General features: G+C 67.5%; 20 protein-coding genes. 14 read left to right on the plus strand and 6 right to left on the minus strand.

Features of this window, described 5'->3' with window-relative positions:
* Positions 1-38 precede the first annotated feature (38 nt).
* The 8 genes from KR541_RS24660 (at position 39) to KR541_RS24695 (ending at position 9,428) form a co-directional block, all read left to right on the plus strand.
* Complete coding sequence (locus KR541_RS24660; protein WP_050017441.1) at positions 39-1,379, plus strand: aspartate aminotransferase family protein; 1,341 nt, start codon at positions 39-41, stop codon at positions 1,377-1,379.
* A 238-nt stretch (positions 1,380-1,617) separates the two neighbouring features.
* Complete coding sequence (locus tag KR541_RS24665; protein ID WP_089489526.1) at positions 1,618-3,120, plus strand: APC family permease; 1,503 nt, start codon at positions 1,618-1,620, stop codon at positions 3,118-3,120.
* The gene (locus KR541_RS24670) at positions 3,117-3,716 is read left to right on the plus strand and encodes a DUF3156 family protein (RefSeq protein WP_213346460.1); all 600 of its coding nucleotides are present in this window, start codon (positions 3,117-3,119) and stop codon (positions 3,714-3,716) included. The genes KR541_RS24665 and KR541_RS24670 overlap by 4 nt, the downstream gene beginning before the upstream one ends.
* A 70-nt stretch (positions 3,717-3,786) precedes the next feature.
* Entirely contained in the window at positions 3,787-4,725 is a 939-nt protein-coding gene (locus KR541_RS24675) for a helix-turn-helix domain-containing protein (protein ID WP_050017444.1), read from the plus strand.
* 169 nt (positions 4,726-4,894) lie between these two features.
* Positions 4,895-6,103 (plus strand): porin, encoded by a 1,209-nt coding sequence (locus KR541_RS24680; protein ID WP_216089859.1) that lies wholly within the window; start codon positions 4,895-4,897, stop codon positions 6,101-6,103.
* A 313-nt stretch (positions 6,104-6,416) separates the two neighbouring features.
* Positions 6,417-7,661, plus strand: coding sequence for an ABC transporter substrate-binding protein (locus tag KR541_RS24685; protein ID WP_124630720.1), 1,245 nt, complete (start codon positions 6,417-6,419; stop codon positions 7,659-7,661).
* A gap of 40 nt (positions 7,662-7,701) precedes the next feature.
* Positions 7,702-8,571: a carbohydrate ABC transporter permease gene (locus KR541_RS24690; protein ID WP_124555964.1), complete on the plus strand. Its 870-nt coding sequence runs from the start codon at positions 7,702-7,704 to the stop codon at positions 8,569-8,571.
* Complete coding sequence (locus tag KR541_RS24695) at positions 8,568-9,428, plus strand: carbohydrate ABC transporter permease (protein WP_124630721.1); 861 nt, start codon at positions 8,568-8,570, stop codon at positions 9,426-9,428. Before KR541_RS24690 ends, KR541_RS24695 begins: the two co-directional genes overlap by 4 nt.
* Before the next feature lie 32 nt (positions 9,429-9,460).
* Here KR541_RS24695 and KR541_RS24700 read toward each other — a convergent pair whose 3' ends face one another.
* On the minus strand, positions 9,461-10,483 hold the full coding sequence (locus KR541_RS24700) for a LacI family DNA-binding transcriptional regulator (RefSeq protein WP_089489522.1): 1,023 nt from the start codon (positions 10,481-10,483) through the stop codon (positions 9,461-9,463).
* 6 nt (positions 10,484-10,489) lie between these two features.
* Here KR541_RS24700 and KR541_RS24705 point away from each other — a divergent pair, with 6 nt between their 5' ends.
* Positions 10,490-11,410: a phosphatidylinositol-specific phospholipase C gene (locus KR541_RS24705; protein WP_176015809.1), complete on the plus strand. Its 921-nt coding sequence runs from the start codon at positions 10,490-10,492 to the stop codon at positions 11,408-11,410.
* A gap of 21 nt (positions 11,411-11,431) precedes the next feature.
* Here KR541_RS24705 and KR541_RS24710 read toward each other — a convergent pair whose 3' ends face one another.
* Positions 11,432-12,043 carry a LysE family translocator gene (locus KR541_RS24710; RefSeq protein WP_050017450.1) on the minus strand — a complete coding sequence of 204 codons (612 nt, stop codon included), beginning with the start codon at positions 12,041-12,043 and terminating at the stop codon, positions 11,432-11,434.
* Positions 12,044-12,145: 102 nt separating this feature from the next.
* Between KR541_RS24710 and KR541_RS24715 the strand changes: the two genes are divergently transcribed.
* Positions 12,146-12,673: a GNAT family N-acetyltransferase gene (locus KR541_RS24715; protein WP_204384362.1), complete on the plus strand. Its 528-nt coding sequence runs from the start codon at positions 12,146-12,148 to the stop codon at positions 12,671-12,673.
* 18 nt (positions 12,674-12,691) lie between these two features.
* Here KR541_RS24715 and KR541_RS24720 read toward each other — a convergent pair whose 3' ends face one another.
* Together KR541_RS24720 and KR541_RS24725 are read right to left on the minus strand one after the other, a co-directional pair.
* Complete coding sequence (locus KR541_RS24720) at positions 12,692-13,753, minus strand: alkene reductase (protein ID WP_050017452.1); 1,062 nt, start codon at positions 13,751-13,753, stop codon at positions 12,692-12,694.
* 81 nt (positions 13,754-13,834) lie between these two features.
* Positions 13,835-14,143 carry an ArsR/SmtB family transcription factor gene (locus KR541_RS24725; RefSeq protein WP_050017453.1) on the minus strand — a complete coding sequence of 103 codons (309 nt, stop codon included), beginning with the start codon at positions 14,141-14,143 and terminating at the stop codon, positions 13,835-13,837.
* Between the two features lie 350 nt (positions 14,144-14,493).
* Here KR541_RS24725 and KR541_RS24730 point away from each other — a divergent pair, with 350 nt between their 5' ends.
* The gene (locus KR541_RS24730) at positions 14,494-15,663 is read left to right on the plus strand and encodes an alpha/beta hydrolase (protein ID WP_216089860.1); all 1,170 of its coding nucleotides are present in this window, start codon (positions 14,494-14,496) and stop codon (positions 15,661-15,663) included.
* Positions 15,664-15,816: 153 nt separating this feature from the next.
* Here the strand turns inward: KR541_RS24730 and KR541_RS24735 are convergent, their stop codons facing one another.
* Together KR541_RS24735 and KR541_RS24740 are read right to left on the minus strand one after the other, a co-directional pair.
* A complete protein-coding gene (locus KR541_RS24735) occupies positions 15,817-16,158 on the minus strand; it encodes a cupredoxin domain-containing protein (RefSeq protein WP_050017455.1) in 342 nt (113 codons plus the stop codon).
* Positions 16,159-16,177: 19 nt separating this feature from the next.
* A complete protein-coding gene (locus tag KR541_RS24740; protein WP_216089861.1) occupies positions 16,178-17,122 on the minus strand; it encodes a metallophosphoesterase family protein in 945 nt (314 codons plus the stop codon).
* Positions 17,123-17,376: 254 nt separating this feature from the next.
* Between KR541_RS24740 and KR541_RS24745 the strand changes: the two genes are divergently transcribed.
* The 3 genes from KR541_RS24745 (at position 17,377) to KR541_RS24755 (ending at position 20,760) form a co-directional block, all read left to right on the plus strand.
* Positions 17,377-17,562 (plus strand): hypothetical protein, encoded by a 186-nt coding sequence (locus tag KR541_RS24745; RefSeq protein ID WP_050017457.1) that lies wholly within the window; start codon positions 17,377-17,379, stop codon positions 17,560-17,562.
* Between the two features lie 85 nt (positions 17,563-17,647).
* Positions 17,648-19,402, plus strand: coding sequence for an ABC transporter permease (locus tag KR541_RS24750; protein WP_089489517.1), 1,755 nt, complete (start codon positions 17,648-17,650; stop codon positions 19,400-19,402).
* 11 nt (positions 19,403-19,413) lie between these two features.
* The gene (locus KR541_RS24755; RefSeq protein ID WP_060733366.1) at positions 19,414-20,760 is read left to right on the plus strand and encodes an ABC transporter ATP-binding protein; all 1,347 of its coding nucleotides are present in this window, start codon (positions 19,414-19,416) and stop codon (positions 20,758-20,760) included.
* Positions 20,761-20,990: the final 230 nt, after the last annotated feature.

The raw sequence follows: 20,990 nt of genomic DNA on the forward strand, positions 1-20,990 counted from the left end.
CAAAAACCGCAAAAACCGATCCGACAGTGGAGATTGCAATGAGCTACAACGAAGCGAAATTCTGGCATCCGATGCTGCACCCGAACGAAATGAAACAGCGCAAGCCGATCCGCATCGTGCGCGGCGACGGCTGCTACGTGTTCGACGAACAGGGGCGCAAGCTCGTCGACGGCGTCGCGGGCCTGTGGAACGTGAACGTCGGCCACAACCGCCAGGAAGTGAAGGACGCGATCGTGCGTCAGCTCGACGAGCTCGAATACTTCCAGCTGTTCGACGGCATTTCGCATCCGCGTGCGGAGGAGCTGTCGAAGAAGCTGATCGACATGCTCGAACCGGAAGGGATGCGCCGCGTGCTGTACAGCTCGGGCGGGTCGGACTCGATCGAGACCGCGCTGAAGATCGCGCGCCAGTACTGGAAGGTGCGCGGCCAGGCCGATCGCACGAAGTTCATCTCGCTGAAGCAGGGGTATCACGGCACGCATTTCGGCGGCGCGTCGGTGAACGGCAATACGGTGTTCCGCCGCAACTACGAGCCGAACCTGCCCGGCTGCTTCCACGTCGAGACGCCGTGGCTGTACCGCAACCCGTTCACGCAGGACCCGGAGGAACTCGGCCGGATCTGCGCGGAAATGCTCGAACGCGAGATTCAGTTCCAGAGCCCGGACACCGTCGCCGCGTTCATCGCGGAACCGATCCAGGGCGCAGGCGGCGTGATCGTGCCGCCGGCCAATTACTGGCCGCTGGTGCGCGAGGTGTGCGACCGCTACGGCGTGCTGCTGATCGCCGACGAAGTCGTGACGGGCTTCGGCCGCAGCGGCAGTCTGTTCGGCAGTCGCGGCTGGGGCGTGCGCCCGGACATCATGTGTCTCGCGAAGGGGATTTCGTCGGGCTACGTGCCGCTCGGCGCGACGGTCGTGAACGCGCGGATCGAGGACGCGTTTGCCGCGAATGCCGATTTCGGCGGCGCGATCATGCACGGCTACACGTACGCCGGCCACCCGGTCGCATGCGCGGCCGCGATCGCGAGCCTCGACATCGTCGTGAAGGAAGACCTGCCGGCGAATGCGGCGAAGCAGGGCGCGTATCTGCTCGAAGCGCTGCAGTCGTTCGCGGAACGCTTCGCGGCGGTCGGCGAGGTGCGCGGCAAGGGGCTGATGCTCGCGCTCGATCTCGTCGCGAACAAGGACACGCGCGAGCCGATCGATCCGCTGTCGGGCTATGCGAATGCGGTCGCGGAAGTCGCGCGCGAGAACGGCGTGCTGGTGCGCCCGGTCGGCACGAAGATCATCCTGTCGCCGCCGCTCGTGATCCAGCGCGAACAGCTCGACCGGATCGTCGACGCGCTCGCGGCCGGCTTCGAGGCCGTGCCGTTCGCGTGACGGCGTGAGCGCATGGCGGCCAGCCCGCGGCGGCGGGTAAACGCCAGCGCGGGTTTGCCGATTTGCGCTATGACCGGATTATTTTGCCTGCGTATTTTTTCGACATCGGATCACGCCGTGATCGACGAGGGGCCCCGGGAATCGACGCGCTGAAGCACCGCCCGGGGCCGACCGCACAGCATCTGGCCCCGGCCGCCGACGAAGCGCCGGTTCGGGCCAACCCACGAAGGAGACAACGATGTCGGGATGGTCGGGAATGACCGGCGCCGCGGGCGATACGTCCGCCGGCTCGCCGGCTGAAGCAGGCGGCGGCGCCGCATTGAAGGCCGGGGCGGTCGGTTTTCCGACCGCGCTGGCGAGCGCGGTCGGGCTCATCATGGCGAGCCCGGTGATCCTCACCGCGACGTCGGGCTTCGGGATGGGCGGCTGGGCGTTCGCGGTCGCGATGATCATCGCGTTCGTGATGATGCAGGCGCAGGCCACCACGTTCTCCGAAGCCGCCGCGATGCTGCCGACGGCCGGCTCGGTTTACGATTACCTGTCGTGCGGGCTCGGCCGCTTCTGGGCGATCACCGGCACGATTTCCGCGTATTTCCTCGTGCACGTGTTCGCCGGCACCGCGGAGACGATCCTGAGCGGGATCATGGCGCTCGTGAACTTCGAATCGCTGAACGCCGCGTTCGAGAAGCACAACAGTTCGTGGCTCGTCGGCGTCGGCCTCGTGGTCACGTTCGCGATCACCAACATCATCGGCATCAAGGTGTTCAGCAAGCTCGAGATCGTGCTGACGGCCGGCATGTGGCTGTCGCTGATGATCTTCGGGATCCTCGGGCTCGCGGCCGCGCCGGCCGTGCATCTCGACGGCTGGTTCGGCGGGTCGGAAGTCGGCACGTCGATCCCGGCCGTGCTGTCGCTGGTCGGGATGGCGATGTTCATGTTCGTCGGCTGCGAGTTCGTCACGCCGCTCGCGCCGGAAATGAAGGCGCCGGGCCGCACGATCCCGCGCGCGATGGCGCTCGGCCTCGTCGGCGTCGCGATCTGCATGTTCCTGTACGGCGCGGCGATCCGCCGCCAGGTCCCGAACGTGCCGGTGAGCCCCGACGGCCTCACGCATTTGCTCGACACGCCGGGCGCGATTCCCGCGTTCGCGCTGCAGGTGCTCGGGCCGTTCGGGCGGATCTGGTTCGGCATCGCGTTCCTGTGCGCGGGCGCCGCGACGATCAACACGCTGATGGCCGGGCTGCCGCGCATCCTGTACGGGATGGCGATCGACGGCGCGCTGCCGCGCTGCTTCGCGTACCTGCATCCGCGTTTCAAGACGCCGGTGGTCGGTATCGTCGCGTCGGCGATCGTGCCGATCTTCCATGCGTGGCTGATCAACGGCAATCTCGACAGCATCCTGCATCTCGTGCTCGCCGCGACCTGCGCATGGGGCACCGCGTACCTGCTCGTCACCGCGTCGGTCGTGATGCTGCGCATCCGCCGGCCGGACTTGCCGCGGCCGTACCGTTCGCCGCTGTTCCCGCTGCCGCAGATCGTGTCGAGCGTCGGGATCGTGCTCGCGATCTGGTACATCACGCCGCCCGGCATGAACGCGCGCGACATCTACGTGCCGTTCGGCGCGATGCTGGGGCTCACCGCGCTGTACGCGCTGTTCTGGACGCTCGTCGTGCAGCGCCGGCATCCGTTCAGGCCGGTGCCGGTCGAGGACGTGCTGCGCAACGAGCACGTCGCATCGTGAAGGCCGCGCTCGCCCGGTGGCGCGCGGTGCCCGATGCGCCGCCGCCTGGCCATCGGCCCGGCGTGATCGCCGCGCGCGTGCTCGCCGATCTGCGGGCCGTGCGCGATGCCGGTGGTGCCGGGGGTGGAGTCGGCGGCGTCACGGCGCGGCTGCCGAACGGCGTGCGCGTCAGCATCGACGAGCGCGTCGAGCGCCAGTTCCTGATGCATACGGTCAGCGTGAAGGTGACGGCGGCCGCCCGAGGCCCGGCCGCGCACGGCAGCGCGCGCGTGCGGCAGACCGGCTGGCTGCGCTGCACGGGCATCGATGCCGCGCCCATGTCCGGATGCGACCCCGTATTCATCGACACGCTGGCCGCGCTGCTTGCCGAGCCGTCGCTGGCCGACGCGCTGCGGCCGCTGCACTTCACCGACTGCGCGATCGACGCGCGCGACGGCCGCTGGACGCTCGCGATCGTGCCGTTCGGCGGCAGCGAGGTCGTGAACCGGATGCCGTCGTTTCGCCGCTATGTCAGGCTGATCGACGCGCAGGCCGCCGCGCTGTTGGGGGCCTGTCTTGCATTCGAAACCGCACTACGCAGGAATTTGCGAGGGTAAGCTGTGGCGATACGTGCCGTGCGAACCCGGCGGCCGCATCCAGCACCCCAGGGTTTTACCGGAGACGCCGATGCTGTTCCAGTCCCGCTCACACGAAGACGTGCACGATCACGGGCTCGCGATCGCGGGCTGGCATCAGGTCTACCGTCAGATGACGCCGGGCCGCTTCAAGGGCACCGTCACGCAGGTGCTGTACGACGATTTCCACTTCTTCCGCGAGACGACCAACCGCCGCGTCGCGCAAACCGGGCTCGCGCCGGTCGGGCGCACGTCGCTCGCGGTGCCGCTGTCCGTGCCGCTCGCGGGTACGTTCCAGGGCCAGCCCGTCGACGGCTATGCGCTGCTCGCGCTGCGCGCCGGCGAGGATTTCGAGTTCCACACGCCGGAAGGGATGGGGCTCGTCGGGATCAGTGCGGCGTCCGACATGATCGACGAGCTGTGCGAAGCCGAATTCGGCGCGGCCGCCGCGCGCAGGCTGCGGCACGTGACGCGGCTGTCCGACGCGCAGGGCGTCGCGCTCGGCGTGCGGCTGTCGGCGCTGATCGACGATGCGCAGCGCAACCCGGGCTGCCTCGAATATGCGGCGACCCGCAAGATGTTTCGCGACGCGATGCTCGGCATGTTCCTCGACGCGCTCGAACAGGGCATCGGCGTCGAGCGTCGCGACATCACGCATGCGACCTACAGCGATATCGTGAGCCGCTGCGAGAAGCATCTGCGCGAGCGGCCCGAAGAACCCGTCACCGTGCTCGAACTGTGCCGTGCGCTGCGCTGCAGCCGCCGCACGCTGCAAACGAGCTTCCAGCGCGTGGCCGACGTCACGCCGGTCGGCTACCTGCGCACGATCCGGCTGAACGCGGTGCGTCGCCTGCTGCGCACGACGCCGGTGCAGCAGCTCGGCGTCGGCGAAGCCGCCGCGAGCTGGGGTTTCACGCATCTCGGCTATTTCGCGCGCGAGTATCGCGACCTGTTCGGCGAGTTGCCTTCCCAGACGACGCGTCCCGCATGACGTACGCGCATTGTGACGGCACCCCCCCGGGCGCCGTCGCGAGCCGCACCCTCCACCATTTGCTGATTTGGGATAGAGGTCCGGAATTTTCGCTGGATAAAGTCCTGCCACCCATATCGACAACACCATCGGTTGGCACTGCGAATCGATGACCATTGAGGGGCGGGACATGAAGAACGGACGACGACTGACCGCAGCCGCGGCCATGCTGGGTTGCATGCACGCACACGCGCAAACCTCCGGCAGCGTGACGCTGTACGGCACCGTGGATACCGGCATCATCTATTCGACGAACCAGCAGTTCACGCGCGCCGACGGCAGCACGGGCGGCGGCCATGCATGGCAGATGGGCGGCGGCAACCTCGTGCCGTCCCGCTTCGGCTTCCAGGGCGTCGAGCCGCTCGGCGGCGGGCTCAGCGCGGTGTTCTCGCTCGAGCAGCAGTTTCTGTCCGCGAACGGGCAGGCGCTGCAAGGCGGCACGGCGTTCAGCCGGCAGGCATGGGTCGGGCTGCGCCAGGATTCGATCGGCACGCTCGGCCTCGGCCGGCAATACGACTCGTACACCGACATGCTCGGCGCGTATGTGTCGAGCAACAACTGGGCGACGCCGTACGGCTCGCATCTCGGCGACGTCGACAACCTGAATGCCGCATTCAACTTCAACAACGCGGTGAAGTTCACCAGCGCCGATTTCAACGGGCTCACGTTCGGCGGCACGTTCAGCTTCGGCGGGCAGGCCGGCGATTTTTCCGCGAAGCGCGGCTACGCGGTGGCCGCGACGTACACGCGTGCGCCGGTGGCGTTCTCGGTCGGCTACCTCGACCTGCATCAACCGCTCGACGCGGCGCTCGGCGGCGCGAGCGGCTATATCGGCGATTTCGCGTGCAGCAACCCGGGCGCGATGGTTTGCCTGCTGCAGGATGCGGGCTCGATGCGCGCGTTCGGCGCGGGCGGGTCGGTCACGTTCGGCGCGGCGACGGTCGCGCTGACCTATACGCATACGCGTCTCGGCGACAGCCGCTATTTCTCGACCGCCGCGCAGCCGCGCACGCACGCGTTCACGTTCGACGTCGGCGAGCTGAACGTCACGTACATGTTCACGCCGGCGCTGCAAGGCGGCGTCGCGTACATCTTCAACGCCGCGCACACGGACGGGCGCGGCACGACGCGCTTCCACCAACTGAACGTCGGCACGAACTACAGCCTGTCGAAGCGCACCGCGCTGTATGCGGTCGCGATCGGCCAGATCGCGAGCGGCACGGGGCTCGGCACCGACGCGGCGGGCAACGCGGCGAACTATGCGCAGATTCCGGTGCTCGCGAACAGCAATTCGAGCCGGCAACTGGCGGTGATGGGGGGGATTCGTGTGAACTTTTGATGCTGGATGCGGCTGGCGGCGGCACGTCGGTCGCGTGCCGCCGCACGACCCTCACGCGCATGGTCCGGCGCCGGTCGATTGCTGGAAAGCGATGCTTGAAAAAAACCGTCCGTATGCTTGACTGAATGGACCCGGATTGACGGAACGCGCGCGTCAGGTCGCCCGGCTTTGCGCGTTGCCACAATACCTTCACGGTATGCGTGAACAATGGCGACGCTTCACGCGACCCGACGTGTCGCCGGCGTTGCACACGTGTGCAACGCATGACCGTTCCGCTCCATACCCGCTCCATACGCCGATCGAGAGAGACCACATGACCCTGCTGAGCCGCCTGCGCGCGCTGTCCGCCGCCGTTGCGCTGTCCTTCGCCGCCACGCACGCTTTCGCGGCGGATCTCGTCATCGCGGGCCGCGACGACATCTACGGCAAGGGGCTCGCCGACGCCGTCGCCGGTTTCACCAAGCTGCATCCGGGCACCGAGATCGAGCTGCTCAAGCTGCCGAACGCGAACCTGTACCAGAAGCTGAAGCTGTCGATGCGCGAAGGCACCGGCGCGTACGACCTCGTGATGATGGACGATACGTGGGCGCCCGAATTCATCGGCAACGGCTGGCTGAAGCCGCTGCCCGCATCGCTCGCCGATGCCGATCTCGTGCCGTCCGCCGTCGCGCTCGGCCGCAATGCGGCCGGCGCGCTGTACGCGCTGCCGATCGTCGGCAACGTCGAGATGTTCGCGTATCGCAAGGACCTGCTCGCGAAGTACAAGCTGCAGCCGCCGCGCAACTGGGACGACGTGCTGAAGATCGCACAGACCGTCGGCGGCGCGGACAAGAGCGTGTCGGGCGTCGTGTTCCGCGGCACGAAGGGCAACCCGGTCGTCACGGGCTTCCTGCCGATCCTGTGGGCATACGGCGGCGACGTGTTCGACCGTGCCGGCAACGTGACGATCGATTCGCGCGAAGCGCAGGCCGCGCTGAAGACGTTCCTCGCGCTGAAGGCGTTCGCGCCGAAGGACGTCGACGTGTACGGCGCGGCCGAAGTGCGCGACGCGCTGCAACGCGGCACGGCCGCGCAGTCGATCGAGGTATGGCCCGCGTGGGTGCCGGCGCTCGACGACGCGAAGCAGTCGCGCGTGGTCGGGCAGATCGCGCTGCAGCCGCCGCCGGGGCAGACCGCGGGCCCGGCCCCGATGCTCGGCATCTGGCAGATGGGTATTCCGAAGGACGCGCCGCACGCGAAGCTCGCGCAGGACTTCCTCGCTTACCTGACCGCACGCGATACGCAGACGCGCCTCGCCGGCATCGGCATTCCGCCGACCCGCCGCAGCGTGTTCAACGATCCGGCGCTGGTGCGCCAGTATCGCTGGTATCCCGATCAACTGAAGGCGCTCGAGGCCGGCCGTGCGCGGCCGCGCGTGACGGATTGGCAGCAGGTCGAGAGCATTCTCGGCGACCAGTTGCAGCTCGCGCTGACGGGGCAGGCCGCGCCCGACGCCGCGCTGCGCCAGGCGCAGCAGAAGATCGCGCAGGCGACGGCCGCGGCCGCGGCCGGCAAGTGACCGCGCGCGTCAACGTCGACCCGACGACCGGAGGCCGCGGATGAAAGCGTTCGGTCGCAGCCTGCCGTTCGTCGCGCTGCTCGGGCCCGCGCTGCTGGTGCTCGCCGCGCTGGCGTTGTATCCGGTCGCGCAGGTACTGATCGACTCGTTCTGCCGGGTCGACTATTCGGCGGGCCATCGCGCGTTCGCGGGGCTCGCGAACTATCGCGCGGTGCTCGGCGACGACGCGTTTACCGCCGGCTTCGGCAACACGCTGCGCTTCACGATCGTTGCGTCGCTCGCCGAAGTCGCGCTCGGCTTCGGCCTCGCGCTGCTGTTCGTGCGCGCGTTTCCCGGGCGGCGCATCGCGCTGCCGCTCGCGATCCTGCCGATGATGCTGTCCACGCTCGTGTGCTCGGCGATCTGGCGCAACTGGCTGAACTTCGACGGCTTCCTGAACGCGCTGCTCGCGGCGTTCGGCATCGAAGGCGTGCGCTGGCTGTCCGATCCGCATCTCGCGCTGTGGTCGCTCGCGCTCGTCGACGTGTGGCAGTGGACGCCGATGGCGTTCCTGATCGTGCTGGCCGGGCTGCAGTCGATCCCGCAGGAACTGTACGAAGCCGCGCGCACCGACGGCGCGAGCGAGTGGCAGTGCCTGCGCGACGTCACGCTGCCGCTCGCGGCGCCGCAGATCGGCCTCGCGCTGCTGCTGCGCTCGATCGACACGTTCAAGCTGTTCGACAAGGTCTATGCGCTGACGGGCGGCGGCCCCGGCAATGCGACGCAGACGCTGTCGACCTATATCTACGACACGGGCTTCCGTTTCTTCAACGTCGGGCCGGCGAGCGCCGCGTCGGTGCTGATGCTCGCGGCGTCCGCGCTGCTGGTCTCGGGGTACGTATGGCAGACGGTTCGCAAGCGGCGCGCATGACGACACGATCGGCGGGCATCCCGCGCGCACGAGCGAGCGCCGCATTCGGTCACGCGACGCCGTGGACGCTGCGCGTCCTCGCGCTCGCGCTGTTGCTGCTGCCGTGCCTGTGGATGGCCGGCGCGGCCTTCATGCCGACGCTCGAACGTTTCGATCATCCGTTGCGGATCTGGCCGGCCGCGCCGACCTTCTCGCATTTTGCGTCGGTGTGGTCGAACGGCATCGGCGCGCCGCTGTTCAATTCGCTGCTGGTCGGCTTCGGCACGACGCTGCTCGCGCTGGCGCTCGCGTTTCCGGCCGCGTATGCGCTCGTGCGGCTACGGTTTCCGGCGCGGCTCGACCTGCTGTTCCTGATGCTCGTGCTGGCGTTGAAGCTGATGCCACCGATCACGATCGCGGTGCCGCTATTCGCGCTCGCGAAGCGGCTGCACCTGCTCGATTCGACGCTCGGCCTGATGCTCGCGTACCAGATCTACGCATTGCCGATGGCGATCTGGATGCTGCTCGCGTTCGTGCGCGACGTGCCGATCGAATACGAGGAAGCGGCGTGCATCGACGGCGCGGGGCTCGCGCGGCGGCTCGTGCAGATCGTGCTGCCGCTGTGCGCGCCGGGGCTGATCGCGACCGCGATCTTCGTGTTCATCGCGGCGTGGAACGAATTCCTGATCGCGCTGCTGTTCGTGTCGACGCCGAGCCGCTTCACGCTGCCGCTCGCGATTGCCGGCTATGTGACGGAGAACGGCATCGACTGGGGCGACCTGATGAGCGCGGGGCTGATGGCGTCGCTGCCGACGCTGGCCGTGGCCGGTTATGTGCAGCGCTACCTGTTGCGCGGGTTCGCGGGCGGGTTGAAGTGACGCGTGGCGTGGCCGCGCGCGTTCGTGCGTCGTCACGCGCAGCTGTCGCGCACCACCTGCGTGACCGGCACGACACATGTGCGCGACGGCCCGTCGAACGCCTGCATCCGGTCGGCGAGCAGGTCGATCGCCGCGTGCGCGAGGCCGCGCGTGTCCTGCCGCAGCGTCGTCAGCCGATACGCATCGTATTCGGCGGCGGGGATATCGTCGAAGCCGATCACGCGCAGGTCGTCCGGCACGCGCAAGCCGAATTCGCGGCGCGCGACGTCGATCACGCCGAGCGCAAGCAGGTCGGACGAGCAGAACACGCCGTCGGGCCGCTCGCCGGTCGCGAACAGTTGCCGCGTGGCGTCGATTCCGCAGGCGTGGGTGTCGGACGGCGTGTCGAGCACGCATACGAGCGTCGCGTCGGACGCGTCGCGTGGCCCGAGCGCCTGCTCGAACGCCGCGGCGCGCGACCGCGCGCTGTAGCTCGTGCCGCGCGGCCCGACGAACGCGAGGCGGCGCGCGCCGGCCTGCATGAGCCGCTGCGCGGCGTGGGTGGCGCCCGCCGCGTTGTCGCTGACGACCACATCAGCGCCCGGCAGGTTCGCTTCGCGGTTGATCATCACGACCGGAATCCGGTGTTCGAGATACTGCTGCGCGACCGACAGCGGCGGCGACGCGGACGTCATCACGAGGCCCGCGATCCGGTAGCTGAGCAATTGCTCGAGCGATTGCCGGACCTGGCGCGGATCTTCCGCATTGGTCACGAGCGGCGTGAGCGCGCGCTGCCCGAGCGCGGCCATCAGGTCCGACAGCAGCCGCGCGCGGAACGGGTTCTCGAACCCGGCCGTCACGACGCCGATCATGCTGCTGCGCTGCGTGATCATGTCGCGCGCGATCAGGTTGACCTGGTAGCCCAGCGCACGCGCGGCGACCATCACGCGTTCGCGCGTTTGCGGCGCGATGCTTGCCGTCGGCGAGAACGCGCGCGACACTGCCGAGCGCGAGACGCCGGCCCGCGCCGCGACATCCGACGCCGTTACCCATGGTTTTCTTTCCTTGTCATTCATCGATTCATGATCCCTTCGCGCCACGATACGCGCATGCCGCCTGCCGACTGGATGTCCGCGCTCGACGACGCGCGGCCGCTGCATACGCTGACCCTACCGGGCAGCCATGACACCTGTGCGTATACGGTCGACGATTCGCTGGTGCGCACCCAGCGTGCGCCGCTCGATGCGCAGCTCGCGCATGGCGTGCGGCTGCTCGACATCCGCTGCCGGCACGTGCGCGATGCGTTCGACATCCATCACGGCGGCATCGCGCTCGGCATGACGTTCGACGACGTGCTGGCAAGCTGCACGCGCTTTCTCGATGCGCATCCGCGCGAATGCATCGTGATGTCGGTGAAGGACGAGTGGCCGGCGCATGCGTGCACACGCAGTTTCGATGCGACGTTCGATGCGCATCGCGCGCGGCACCCGTGGCTGCGCTGGCATGCCGGCGGCACGCTGCCCGCGCTCGGCGACGTGCGCGGCGCGATCGTGCTGTTGCGGCGTTTCCGCAGCGGCCGGCCGCTCGGGATCGACCTGACCGCATGGCCCGACAACGCGACGTTCACGATCGATCATCCGGACGGCGCGTTCGTGATCCAGGACGAGTATCGCGTGCCGGTGGCCGCGTCGATCGCGTGGAAGTGGCGCGCGATCGACGCGCTGCTGACGCATCTGCCGCTGCCGGACAGCGGCCGCTGGGCGCTCAATTTCTGCAGCGGAACGGGGATGGGCGCGAATCCGTCGGTGGTCGCACACGGCGATGGCCGCGTGCAGGGCATTCATGCGCGGCTCGCCGAGCGCTTGCGCGAGCAGCCCGGCCCGTACGGCGCGATGCTGCTCGATTTCTGCGATGACGACGACTGGGCGCTGGTGCGTGCGCTGATCGAATGCAACGATCACACGCCGCAGCGGGGCGTGTGGCGCAAGGCGTTTCGCTGTTAGCGGCCGGCGCGTCGCCGGCGACTACCGCGTCGCGATCGCGACTGCCGCACCGGCCATCGCGGTCGCGCTCGTGCGGTTCGCGATCCGCTTCGCGCGCGCCGACGTCAGGAAGGCCCGTGCCCGGGACGCGAGCAGCGACCAGAAGCAGTCGGCCAGGATCAACACCGCGAGCATCGTCCCGACCAATTCGGCCCATGCGGCGACGCCGACGTGCGTGAGGTCGACGATGGTCGGCAGCAGCGCGAGATAGAAGATCATGATTTTCGGATTACCGAGCGTGACCAGCATCCCGGCGACGAACATGCGCCACGGCGACTGGCCGCGCGGCAGGTCGTCCGCGCCCGTGCCGGTCGGCGCGGTCCACATCTTCCACGCGAGGAACAGCAGGTACGCGACGCCGAGCAGCTTCAGCACGATCAGGCCGGTCGCGAACGTGTGCGCGAACGCGGACAGCCCCGCGACCGCGAGCGTGAGCCACAGCGCCTCGCCGAGCCACATGGCCGCGAGGAACGGCAGCACGTCGCGCACGCCGTTCGTCAGCACGCGCGCGACGAGCGCGGCGACGCTCGGGCCGGGCGTGCCGGCGGTGACGAGCAGGGCGAAGGCGAAGACGGCGAGTGCGGACAGCGTCATGACGGACCTCGTGGATCGGGCGTTCGAAATCGTTCGAAACGATACGTATGAAGTTTCGATTATAGTGACGGCCGTTCAAGACTGCCTGCCTGAAATGCCGTCATGCCTGCCTCGATCCTGATTCGCCCCGCCACGCGGGAAGACGCGGCCGCGATGGCCGCCGTGGAAGTCGCCGCCGCGCAGCGGTTTCGCGAGATCGGCATGGCCGACATCGCCGATGCCGAGCCGACCGATGCGGCCGCCGTGCTCGAGCGGATCGACGACGGTCGCGCGTACGTCGCGGTCGGTCCGCAACGCACGTGCGTGGGATTCGCGTTCTATCGGCTGCTCGATGCGCAGCGGCTGTATCTGGAGGAACTGGATGTCGCGCCGTCGCATGCCGGGCAGCGGATCGGCGTGCGTCTCATCGAGCAGGTGATCGCGCGCGCGGCGCGGCAGCGCGTCGAGCAGGTGGTGCTGTCGACGTTTCGCGATGCGCCGTGGAATGCGCCGTACTACGCGCGTCTCGGGTTCCGGATCATCGACGATGCGGCGCTCGACGACGCGCTGCGCGCGATCCGCGCGCACCACGTCGCGCTCGGCCTCGACGAAACGCGGCGCGTGTTCATGCGTGCGGACGTGCCCGCCTGAACCCGCGCCGTTCCACCGTCAGGCCGCGTCGCTCAGCGCCGGGTAGTCGGTGTAGCCCGTTTCGCCTTCCGCGTAGAACGTCTCCGGCACCGGCTGGTTGAGCGGCGCGCCGATTTCGAGGCGGCGCGGCAGGTCCGGGTTCGCGATGAACAGCTTGCCCCAGGCGATCGCGTCGGCGCTGCCGTTCGCGAGCGCGGCCTGCGCGGTGTCGAGCGTGAACTGCTCGTTCGCGATCAGCGGGCCGCCGAACGCTTCCTTCAGGCGCGGGCTCAACTGGTCGCCCGAATACGATTCACGCGTGAAGATGAACGCGATCTTGCGGCGGCCGAGTTCGCGCGCGACATAACCGAACGTTGCCGCCGGATCGGAATCGCCCATCGTATGCGCGTCGCCGCGCGGGGCGAGGTGCACGCCGACCCGGCCGGCGCCCCACACGTCGATCGCCGCGTCGACCACTTCCAGCAGCAGGCGCGCGCGATGCTCGATCGGGCCGCCGTATGCGTCGGTGCGGCGATTGGTGCTGTCCTGCAGGAACTGGTCGAGCAGGTAGCCGTTCGCGCCGTGGATCTCCACGCCGTCGAAGCCCGCCGCCTTCGCGTTCTCGGCGCCCTTGCGGTACGCGGCGACGATGCCCGGAATTTCGTCGAGTTCGAGTGCACGCGGCGTCACGAACGGACGCGGCGGACGCACGAGGCTCACGGTGCCGCCCGCGGCGATCGCGCTCGGTGCGACCGGCAGGTCGCCGTTCAGGAACATCGGATCGGAGATCCGGCCGACGTGCCAGAGTTGCAGCACGATGCGCCCGCCGGCCGCGTGCACGGCCTGCGTGATCTGCTTCCAGCCTTCGACCTGCTCGTCGGACCAGATGCCCGGCGTGTCGGCATAGCCGACGCCTTGCGGCGTGACCGACGTCGCTTCGGTAATGATCAGGCCGGCCGATGCGCGCTCGGCGTAGTAGCGCGCCATCAGCGCGTTCGGCACGCGCGCCGCGCCCGCACGGGAGCGGGTGAGCGGCGCCATCACGATGCGGTTCGGCAGGGTCAGGTCGCCGAGCGTAACGGGATCGAACAACGTGGGCATGGCAGATAACCTCTTCACGAAAGGCGGGGAAGCGTGCGCGTCGTGCGCGACGGCGCCCCGGATGGCCGGTTCGGCCGTTGGCTAGAGTTCGCGGCGCAGGGCGTCGTGAAATGCGTCGATGACGGCCTCGTTGCGACGGAAGAACGCCCACTGGCCGATCCGCGTCGACGTCACGAGCCCCGCGCGCTGCAGCGTCGCGAGGTGCGCGGAGACGGTCGACTGCGACAGCCCGCAGCGCGCGTCGATCTGGCCCGCGCAGACGCCGTGTTCGTACGGCAGCGTCTGCTGCGGAAAATGCTCGCCGGGCGTTTTCAGCCAGACGAGGATCTCCCGGCGCACGGGGTTCGAGAGCGCTTTCAGGATCGCGTCGATGTCGAGTTCGGTCGGCATGGAAAGGTGGGTGTTTCGATCGGGCAAACAAGTATCGTCGATGGGCGAATCTTATATCGTATTTTGACGATATGTTTGAAAGCACTGTCGGCAATGGGGTTGATAGGGAATCGTAATCTTGGGGTCGCATGGGCCGCGCCGTGAACCGCCCTCGATGAACTCGCTCGTTTTAGTTCGTCTTGTCGGCAATCTCATACCGCCGCGCGCGAGCCGCTCCGGCCAACGGTGCATCGACGCGGAACGCGGTGCGCAACCGGCCGGCTGATCGGTTGTTCGCAACGGCCCGGCGGCGCGCGACGGATTCTGCGACCATCGCCGTTCAAGTCATATCTGCCTCCCGAGCCGCCGCCATGTCCGTCCTTTCCGTCGCGTTTGCCAGTCTCCGACGCTCGTGTGCGCTGCCGGCCGCGCGCGCCTTGTCATACGCCGTCCCGCTCGCGGTCGCCTGCGCCGCCGCCGGCACGCTGGCCGGCGCGCTGCAGGCCGAAGCCGCCACGCCCGCGCAGCGCGAACGTCTCGAAGCGCCGGTCAAGGCCGTCGCCGACCAGCGCATGGTCGTCGATACGCCGCAGGGCAGCGCGATGCTGCCGGTCTACGCCGATCATCCGCTCGACCGGGCCGCGCCCGACGTCACGCGCGTGTTCATCGTGATTCACGGCACGCTGCGTAATGCCGACGCGTACTACGCATCGGGGCGCACAGTCGTCGAAAAGGCCGGTGCGGCGGGCGCGGGCACGATGGTCGTCGCGCCGCAATTCCTGACACGCGCCGACGTGCGCGCGTTTTCGCTACCCGCATCGACGCTCGCGTGGACGCAGGAAGGATGGAAGGGCGGCGAACCCGCGCGCCAGCCGGCGCCGATCAGCTCGTTTGCCGCGCTCGACGCGCTGCTCGCGCATTTCACCGACCGCAGCCTGTACCCGTCGCTGACGACGGTCGTCGTGATCGGCCACTCCGCCGGTGCGCAGTTGCTGCAGCGTTACGCAGTGGCCGGTCGCGAAGGCGACGCGCTCGCGCGAGGCGGCATCGCCATACGCTACGTGGTCGCGAACCCGTCGAGTTACCTGTACTTCGACGACGAACGTCCGAATGCCGATGCACTTGCCGGCGGCGTATGCCCGCGCGCGACCGAATGGAAGTACGGGCTGAAGTCGGCGCCGCCTTACGTTGCGTCGCAGGACGTGCGCGATCTCGAAACGCGCTACGTCGCGCGTCATGTCGTGTACCTGCTCGGGCAGGCCGACACGAATCCCTATACGCATTTCATCGACCGTTCATGCGCGGCGATGGCGCAGGGGCCGTACCGGCTGGCGCGCGGGCTCGCCTATTTCGATTACCTGAAAAAGCGGCATCCGGGCGATCTCGCGCAGCAGGTCGTCGAAGTGCCGGGTGTCGGGCATGACGGTCTCGGCATGTTCACGTCCGCGTGCGGGCTGGCCGTGCTGTTCGGGCACGCATTGCCGCAGTCGTGTCCGGTCGTCGCGGGCACCGCGCCGGACTTGCGCGCGGCGGGGCAGTGAGCCTGCATGCAAGGCCCGCCCGCGACGAACATCGATCGACCGGAAAATGCGGGAATCGTGGGCCGCTCCGTGTGCGTCGCGGGCGAAGGGGACGACGGTCGTTGGAGGCGGCAGCCGCCCGTCGTTCGCCCGCGCGCTTCGTGGCGAGCCGCGTCATTCGACGGTGATCGTCTCCTTCATATACGGATGAATTCCGCAGAACACCTTGTAGACGCCCGGCTTGTCGAATCGGAACGAATACGTCTCGTCCTGGTCGAGCGCCTTCGAATGGAAGATGCCGGCGTCGTTGACGACGGTATGCGGCTCCGCGTCGAGGTTCTTCCACGTGATCGTCGTGCCGGCCTTGATCGTGGTCGACATCGGCGAGAACATGAAATTGCGGATTGTCACGAGCGGGCCGTTCGGGCCCTGCGCGAACGCGGCCAGCGGCGTACCGGCAGCCGCGCCGAACAGCATCAGCACGGCGATGATTGGAGATGGCTTGAAGCGGATCATGTCGGTCTCCTTATTTTTGTCACGCGAGCGTCGCATCGTGCAGCGACGACGCGACCGGATGGCCGGCGAACTCGACGGTCGTCACGCCGAGCATCGACGGCAGCCGGTCGTGCGGCACCGTGAGCGGCACGGGGCCCGGCCCGTTGCCGGCCGTCGGCTGCGGGAACGCGGTCGAGCGGGCGGTATGGAACGTCACGTTGCCCTCGACCTTCGACACGATCTGATGGATGTGCCCGTTCAGCACGGTGACCGAGCCGAAGCGGCGCAGCAGCGCCATCGTCTGCGGCGCGTCGCCGGTGCCCCAGCCCCATGGTTCGTAGATGGTCCACATCGGCATGTGCGAGAACACGACGATCGGCGTGCTCGACGAGCGGCCTCTCAGGTCCTGCGCGAGCCACGCGAGCTGTTCGTCGCCGAAGCTGCCGAGCCCGTTCGGCTTGAAGTGCATCACGTTGACGAGCCCGATGAAGTGCACGCCCGCGTGATCGAAGCTGTAATAGCCGCGGTTGTCCGACGCCTTGCCGAACCGGCCGAAATATTCGGCGCCCGAACCGTCGGTGACGTCGTGCTCGCCGGGCACCGTGTGCAGTTCCGGCACGCGCAGCGCGGACAGCAACTGCGACGCGTGGTCGAATTCCGCGGGCTTGGACAGATGCGTGATGTCGCCGGTGTGGATCGCCAGCGCGGGCAGCGCAGGCATCCCGTTGACGAGATCGATCGTCTGCTTCAGCGTGGCCGACACGTCGGGATTCGCGTCCTTGTTGAAACCGATGTGCGTATCGCTGATCTGCACGAACAGCGGCCGCCCCGCGTCGGCCGGGCGCGCGTCGCCGGTCTGCGCGAGCGCGAGGTCGAACGGCGTGAGGATGCCGCCCGACAGCGTAAACAGCGTGCCGAGGCCGCCGAAGGCCATGCATTGCAAGGCCTTGCGGCGCGACGGGCGGGTGGGGGTCGATGAAGACATGTAAGCCTCGCATTCGTGTGACGAAACCGGACGGCCGGATCGTCCTGGAATAAGCCGGCGCCTTCGCATGCGATACCGGCGAAGCGGCGGATTTATTCCCGCGCGTTGCGAGATCGAATCCCCGTGCGCGCGGCCGACGGCGCGATGCGCGACGCCCGCCGGATGACCCGTCAATGTCCTGTAAGTGACATGTCACATTTGCGTCACGGCCGCCCGATAGCCTCCCACTCCGAATACCCTCTCCGGAGCCCTTCATGCCGAACCTCGCGGCAACGGAAACGGGCGGTGCGGTCGGTCATCGCATGCGCCCCGCCAGCTTCGCGCTGTTTTCTTCGATCATTGCCGGCGGCATCGTCGATGCCGGCACTCATCTCGCCGTCGATCTACGCTTCGTCAAGGAAGGCTCGGCGCTGCCGTTCGCACTGCACGGGCTGTCCTGATTCGCCCCGCGGCTGCGAGCGGGCTGCGCGGCATGCGTCCGGACCCATCGATTTTTAATTCAACACAAGACACAAGACGCTACCGATGGATATCCGTTTCTTCGATCCGAATCGCACCGCCAACGCGTCGGCGTGGCGCGTGCTGCCCAATCGCTGGGACGCGGTCGCGTTTCCGTTGATCATCGGCATGCTCGCGATGGCGATCGTCGGCTTTCACGAGACGATGGCGCCGATCGGCGTGCTGCAGACGCAGAAGATCTCGCTCGATCCATCGAACCTGCCCGAATACGCGTTGCGCACCACGCTGCGGATGCTCGCCGCGATGGTCGCGTCGCTCGCGTTCACGCTCGTCTACGGCACGCTCGCCGCGAAAAGCCGCCGCGCGGGCATGGTGCTGATCCCGATCCTCGACATCCTGCAGTCGGTGCCGGTGCTCGGCTACATCTCGTTTACGGTCACGTTCTTCCTCGCGCTGTTTCCGGGCCGCGTGCTCGGTGCGGAGCTGGCCGCGATCTTCGCGATCTTCACGAGCCAGGCATGGAACATGACGTTCAGCTTCTACCAGTCGCTGCGCACGGTGCCGCGCGACCTGAGCGAAGTGTCGCGCGGCTTCCACCTGACGTCCTGGCAGCGCTTCTGGAAGCTCGAAGTGCCGTTCTCGATGCCGGGCCTGATCTGGAACATGATGATGTCGATGTCGGGTGGCTGGTTCTTCGTCGTCGCGTCGGAGGCGATCACGGTCGGCAACCAGACGATCACGCTGCCGGGCATCGGCGCGTATCTCGCGCAGGCGATCTCCGACAAGAATCTCGGCGCGGTCGGCTGGGTGATCGTCGCGATGTCGGTCGTGATCCTTGCCTACGACCAGTTCCTGTTCCGCCCGCTCGTCGCGTGGGCCGACAAGTTCCGGATGGAGAACACCGCGTCGGGCGATGCGCCGCAGTCGTGGCTGCTCGACATGATGCGCCGCACGCATCTGATCCATCAGTTGCTCGTGCCGGCCGGCTGGCTGCTGTCGCAGGCCGCGCGGATTCCGCTGCGCGTGCCGTCGCTAGCGGGCACGCGCGCTCGCGGCGCATCGGCGCGCCGTTCGTCGCGCATCGGCGACATCGTGTGGGCCGCGTTCGTGATCCTGCTGACGGCATACGTCGCATGGCGCGTCGTCAGCTTCGTCGCGACTGGCGTGACGATGGCCGAAGTCGGCCACGTGCTCGTGCTCGGGCTCATCACGCTGCTGCGCGTGCTGGTGCTGATCGCGATCGCATCGGTGATCTGGGTGCCGCTCGGCGTGCTGATCGGGCTGCGCCCGAAGCTGGCCGAGAAGATCCAGCCGCTCGCGCAGTTCCTCGCCGCGTTCCCGGCGAACCTGCTGTTTCCGGTGTTCGTGATCGTCATCGTCCATTTCCACCTGAACGCGGACATCTGGCTGTCGCCGCTGATCGTGCTCGGCACGCAGTGGTACATCCTGTTCAACGTGATCGCGGGCGCGATGTCCTATCCGAACGATTACAAGGAAGCGACGAAGAATTTCCGCATCCGCGGCTGGCAGTGGTGGCGCCAGGCGATGCTGCCCGGCATCTTCCCGTACTACGTGACGGGCGCGATCACCGCGTCGGGCGGTGCGTGGAACGCGAGCATCGTGTCGGAGTTCGTGCAGTGGGGCGACACGAAGGTCGTCGCGCACGGCCTCGGCGCGTATATCGCGCAGACCACCGCCGCCGGGGATTTCCCGAAGATCATCCTGGGCATCGCCGTGATGTCCCTGTTCGTTACCTTGTTCAACCGCCTGCTGTGGCGTCCGATGTACGCCTATGCGGAATCCCGGCTCCGTCTCGATTGAGAGTAAGCGCGATGCAAAATTCGACCGTTGTCAACGCCCCCGTCAAGACGTCTCAACCGCTGCAGCCGCCGCGGCTCGGCGAAGAAATCCTGCGCGTCGAGCACGTGAACCGCGGCTTCAGCAAGTCGCAGGGCGAACTGCTCGTGCTCGACGACGCGAACCTGTCGCTGCGCGAAGGCGAGATCGTCGGTCTGCTCGGCCGGTCGGGGTCCGGAAAATCCACGTTGTTGCGCATCATCGCCGGCCTGATCGAGCCGACCGGTGGCGAGGTGACCTATCTCGGCAAGCCGCTGCGCGGCCCGGCCGAAGGCGTCGCGATGGTGTTCCAGACCTTCGCGCTGTTCCCGTGGCTCACCGTGTTGCAGAACGTGGAAGCCGGGTTGGAGGCGCTCGGCGTCGGCGCGCGCGAGCGGCGCGAACGCGCGCTGGCCGCGATCGACTTGATCGGCCTCGACGGCTTCGAGAACGCGTACCCGCGAGAACTGTCGGGCGGCATGCGTCAGCGCGTCGGTTTTGCACGCGCACTGGTCGTCGATCCGACCATTCTGCTGATGGACGAGCCGTTCTCCGCACTCGACGTGCTGACCGCCGAAACGCTGCGTACCGATTTGCTCGATCTGTGGACGCAAGGCCGCATGCCGATCAAGTCGGTGCTGATCGTCACGCACAACATCGAGGAAGCGGTGTTCATGTGCGATCGCATTCTCGTGCTGTCGTCGAACCCGGGCCGCGTGATCGCCGAGATCAAGGTGCCGTTCAAGCATCCGCGCAACCGGCTCGACACCGATTTCCGCAAGCTCGTCGACGACATCTACGCGAAGATGACCGCGCGTCGGACCGGCGAAGCGACGAAGAAGGGGCTGGAACTGGGTAGCTGGATGCCGCGCGTGTCGACCAACCTGATGGCCGGCTTGATCGAGACGCTCGCGATGGCGCCGTACCACGGTCGTGCGGACATGCCGGAAATCGCGCGTTCGCTGCATCTGGAAGTCGACGAACTGTTTCCGATCGCGGAAGTGCTGCAGCACCTCGGCTTCGCGGACGTGCGCGAAGGCGACGTGTTCCTGACGCCGCCCGCGCGCGTGTTCGCGGAATTCGGCACGCAGGAGCGCAAGCTGATGTTCGCGGATCACCTGCTGAAACATGTGCCGCTTGCTGCGCGGATTCGGAAGGTGCTGAACGAGCGCCCGGGCCATCGCGCGCCGCGCGTGCGCTTCGAGCAGGAGCTGGAGGATTTCCTGTCCGACGAAGCGGCGGAGGAAACGCTCGATGCGGTGATCGACTGGGGGCGGTACGGGGAGGTTTTTTCGTACAACGACAAGACGGAAGTGTTCAGTCTGGAGGATGTCGAGTCATAAAGTCGGAAAGTAGATATGTAGGGCGCGACATTCCTCCGTCACCGATGTCGCGCCGACGTTGGGGTGTGACAATTTTCTACATTTCGAAATTCGGTTATGTATCAGATAGATGGATTGATATCGTTCGGCATGTCGAGGATTTATAGGGGATTTTGTGGGATATCATAATTTATGAAATCTACTTTCATTTCGATAGAATTGGCTTTCTCGTATGATGGCCGAGAGCCCTT

The sequence above is a fragment of the Burkholderia sola genome (assembly GCF_905400185.1).
In the GTDB taxonomy this organism is placed as follows: domain Bacteria; phylum Pseudomonadota; class Gammaproteobacteria; order Burkholderiales; family Burkholderiaceae; genus Burkholderia; species Burkholderia sola.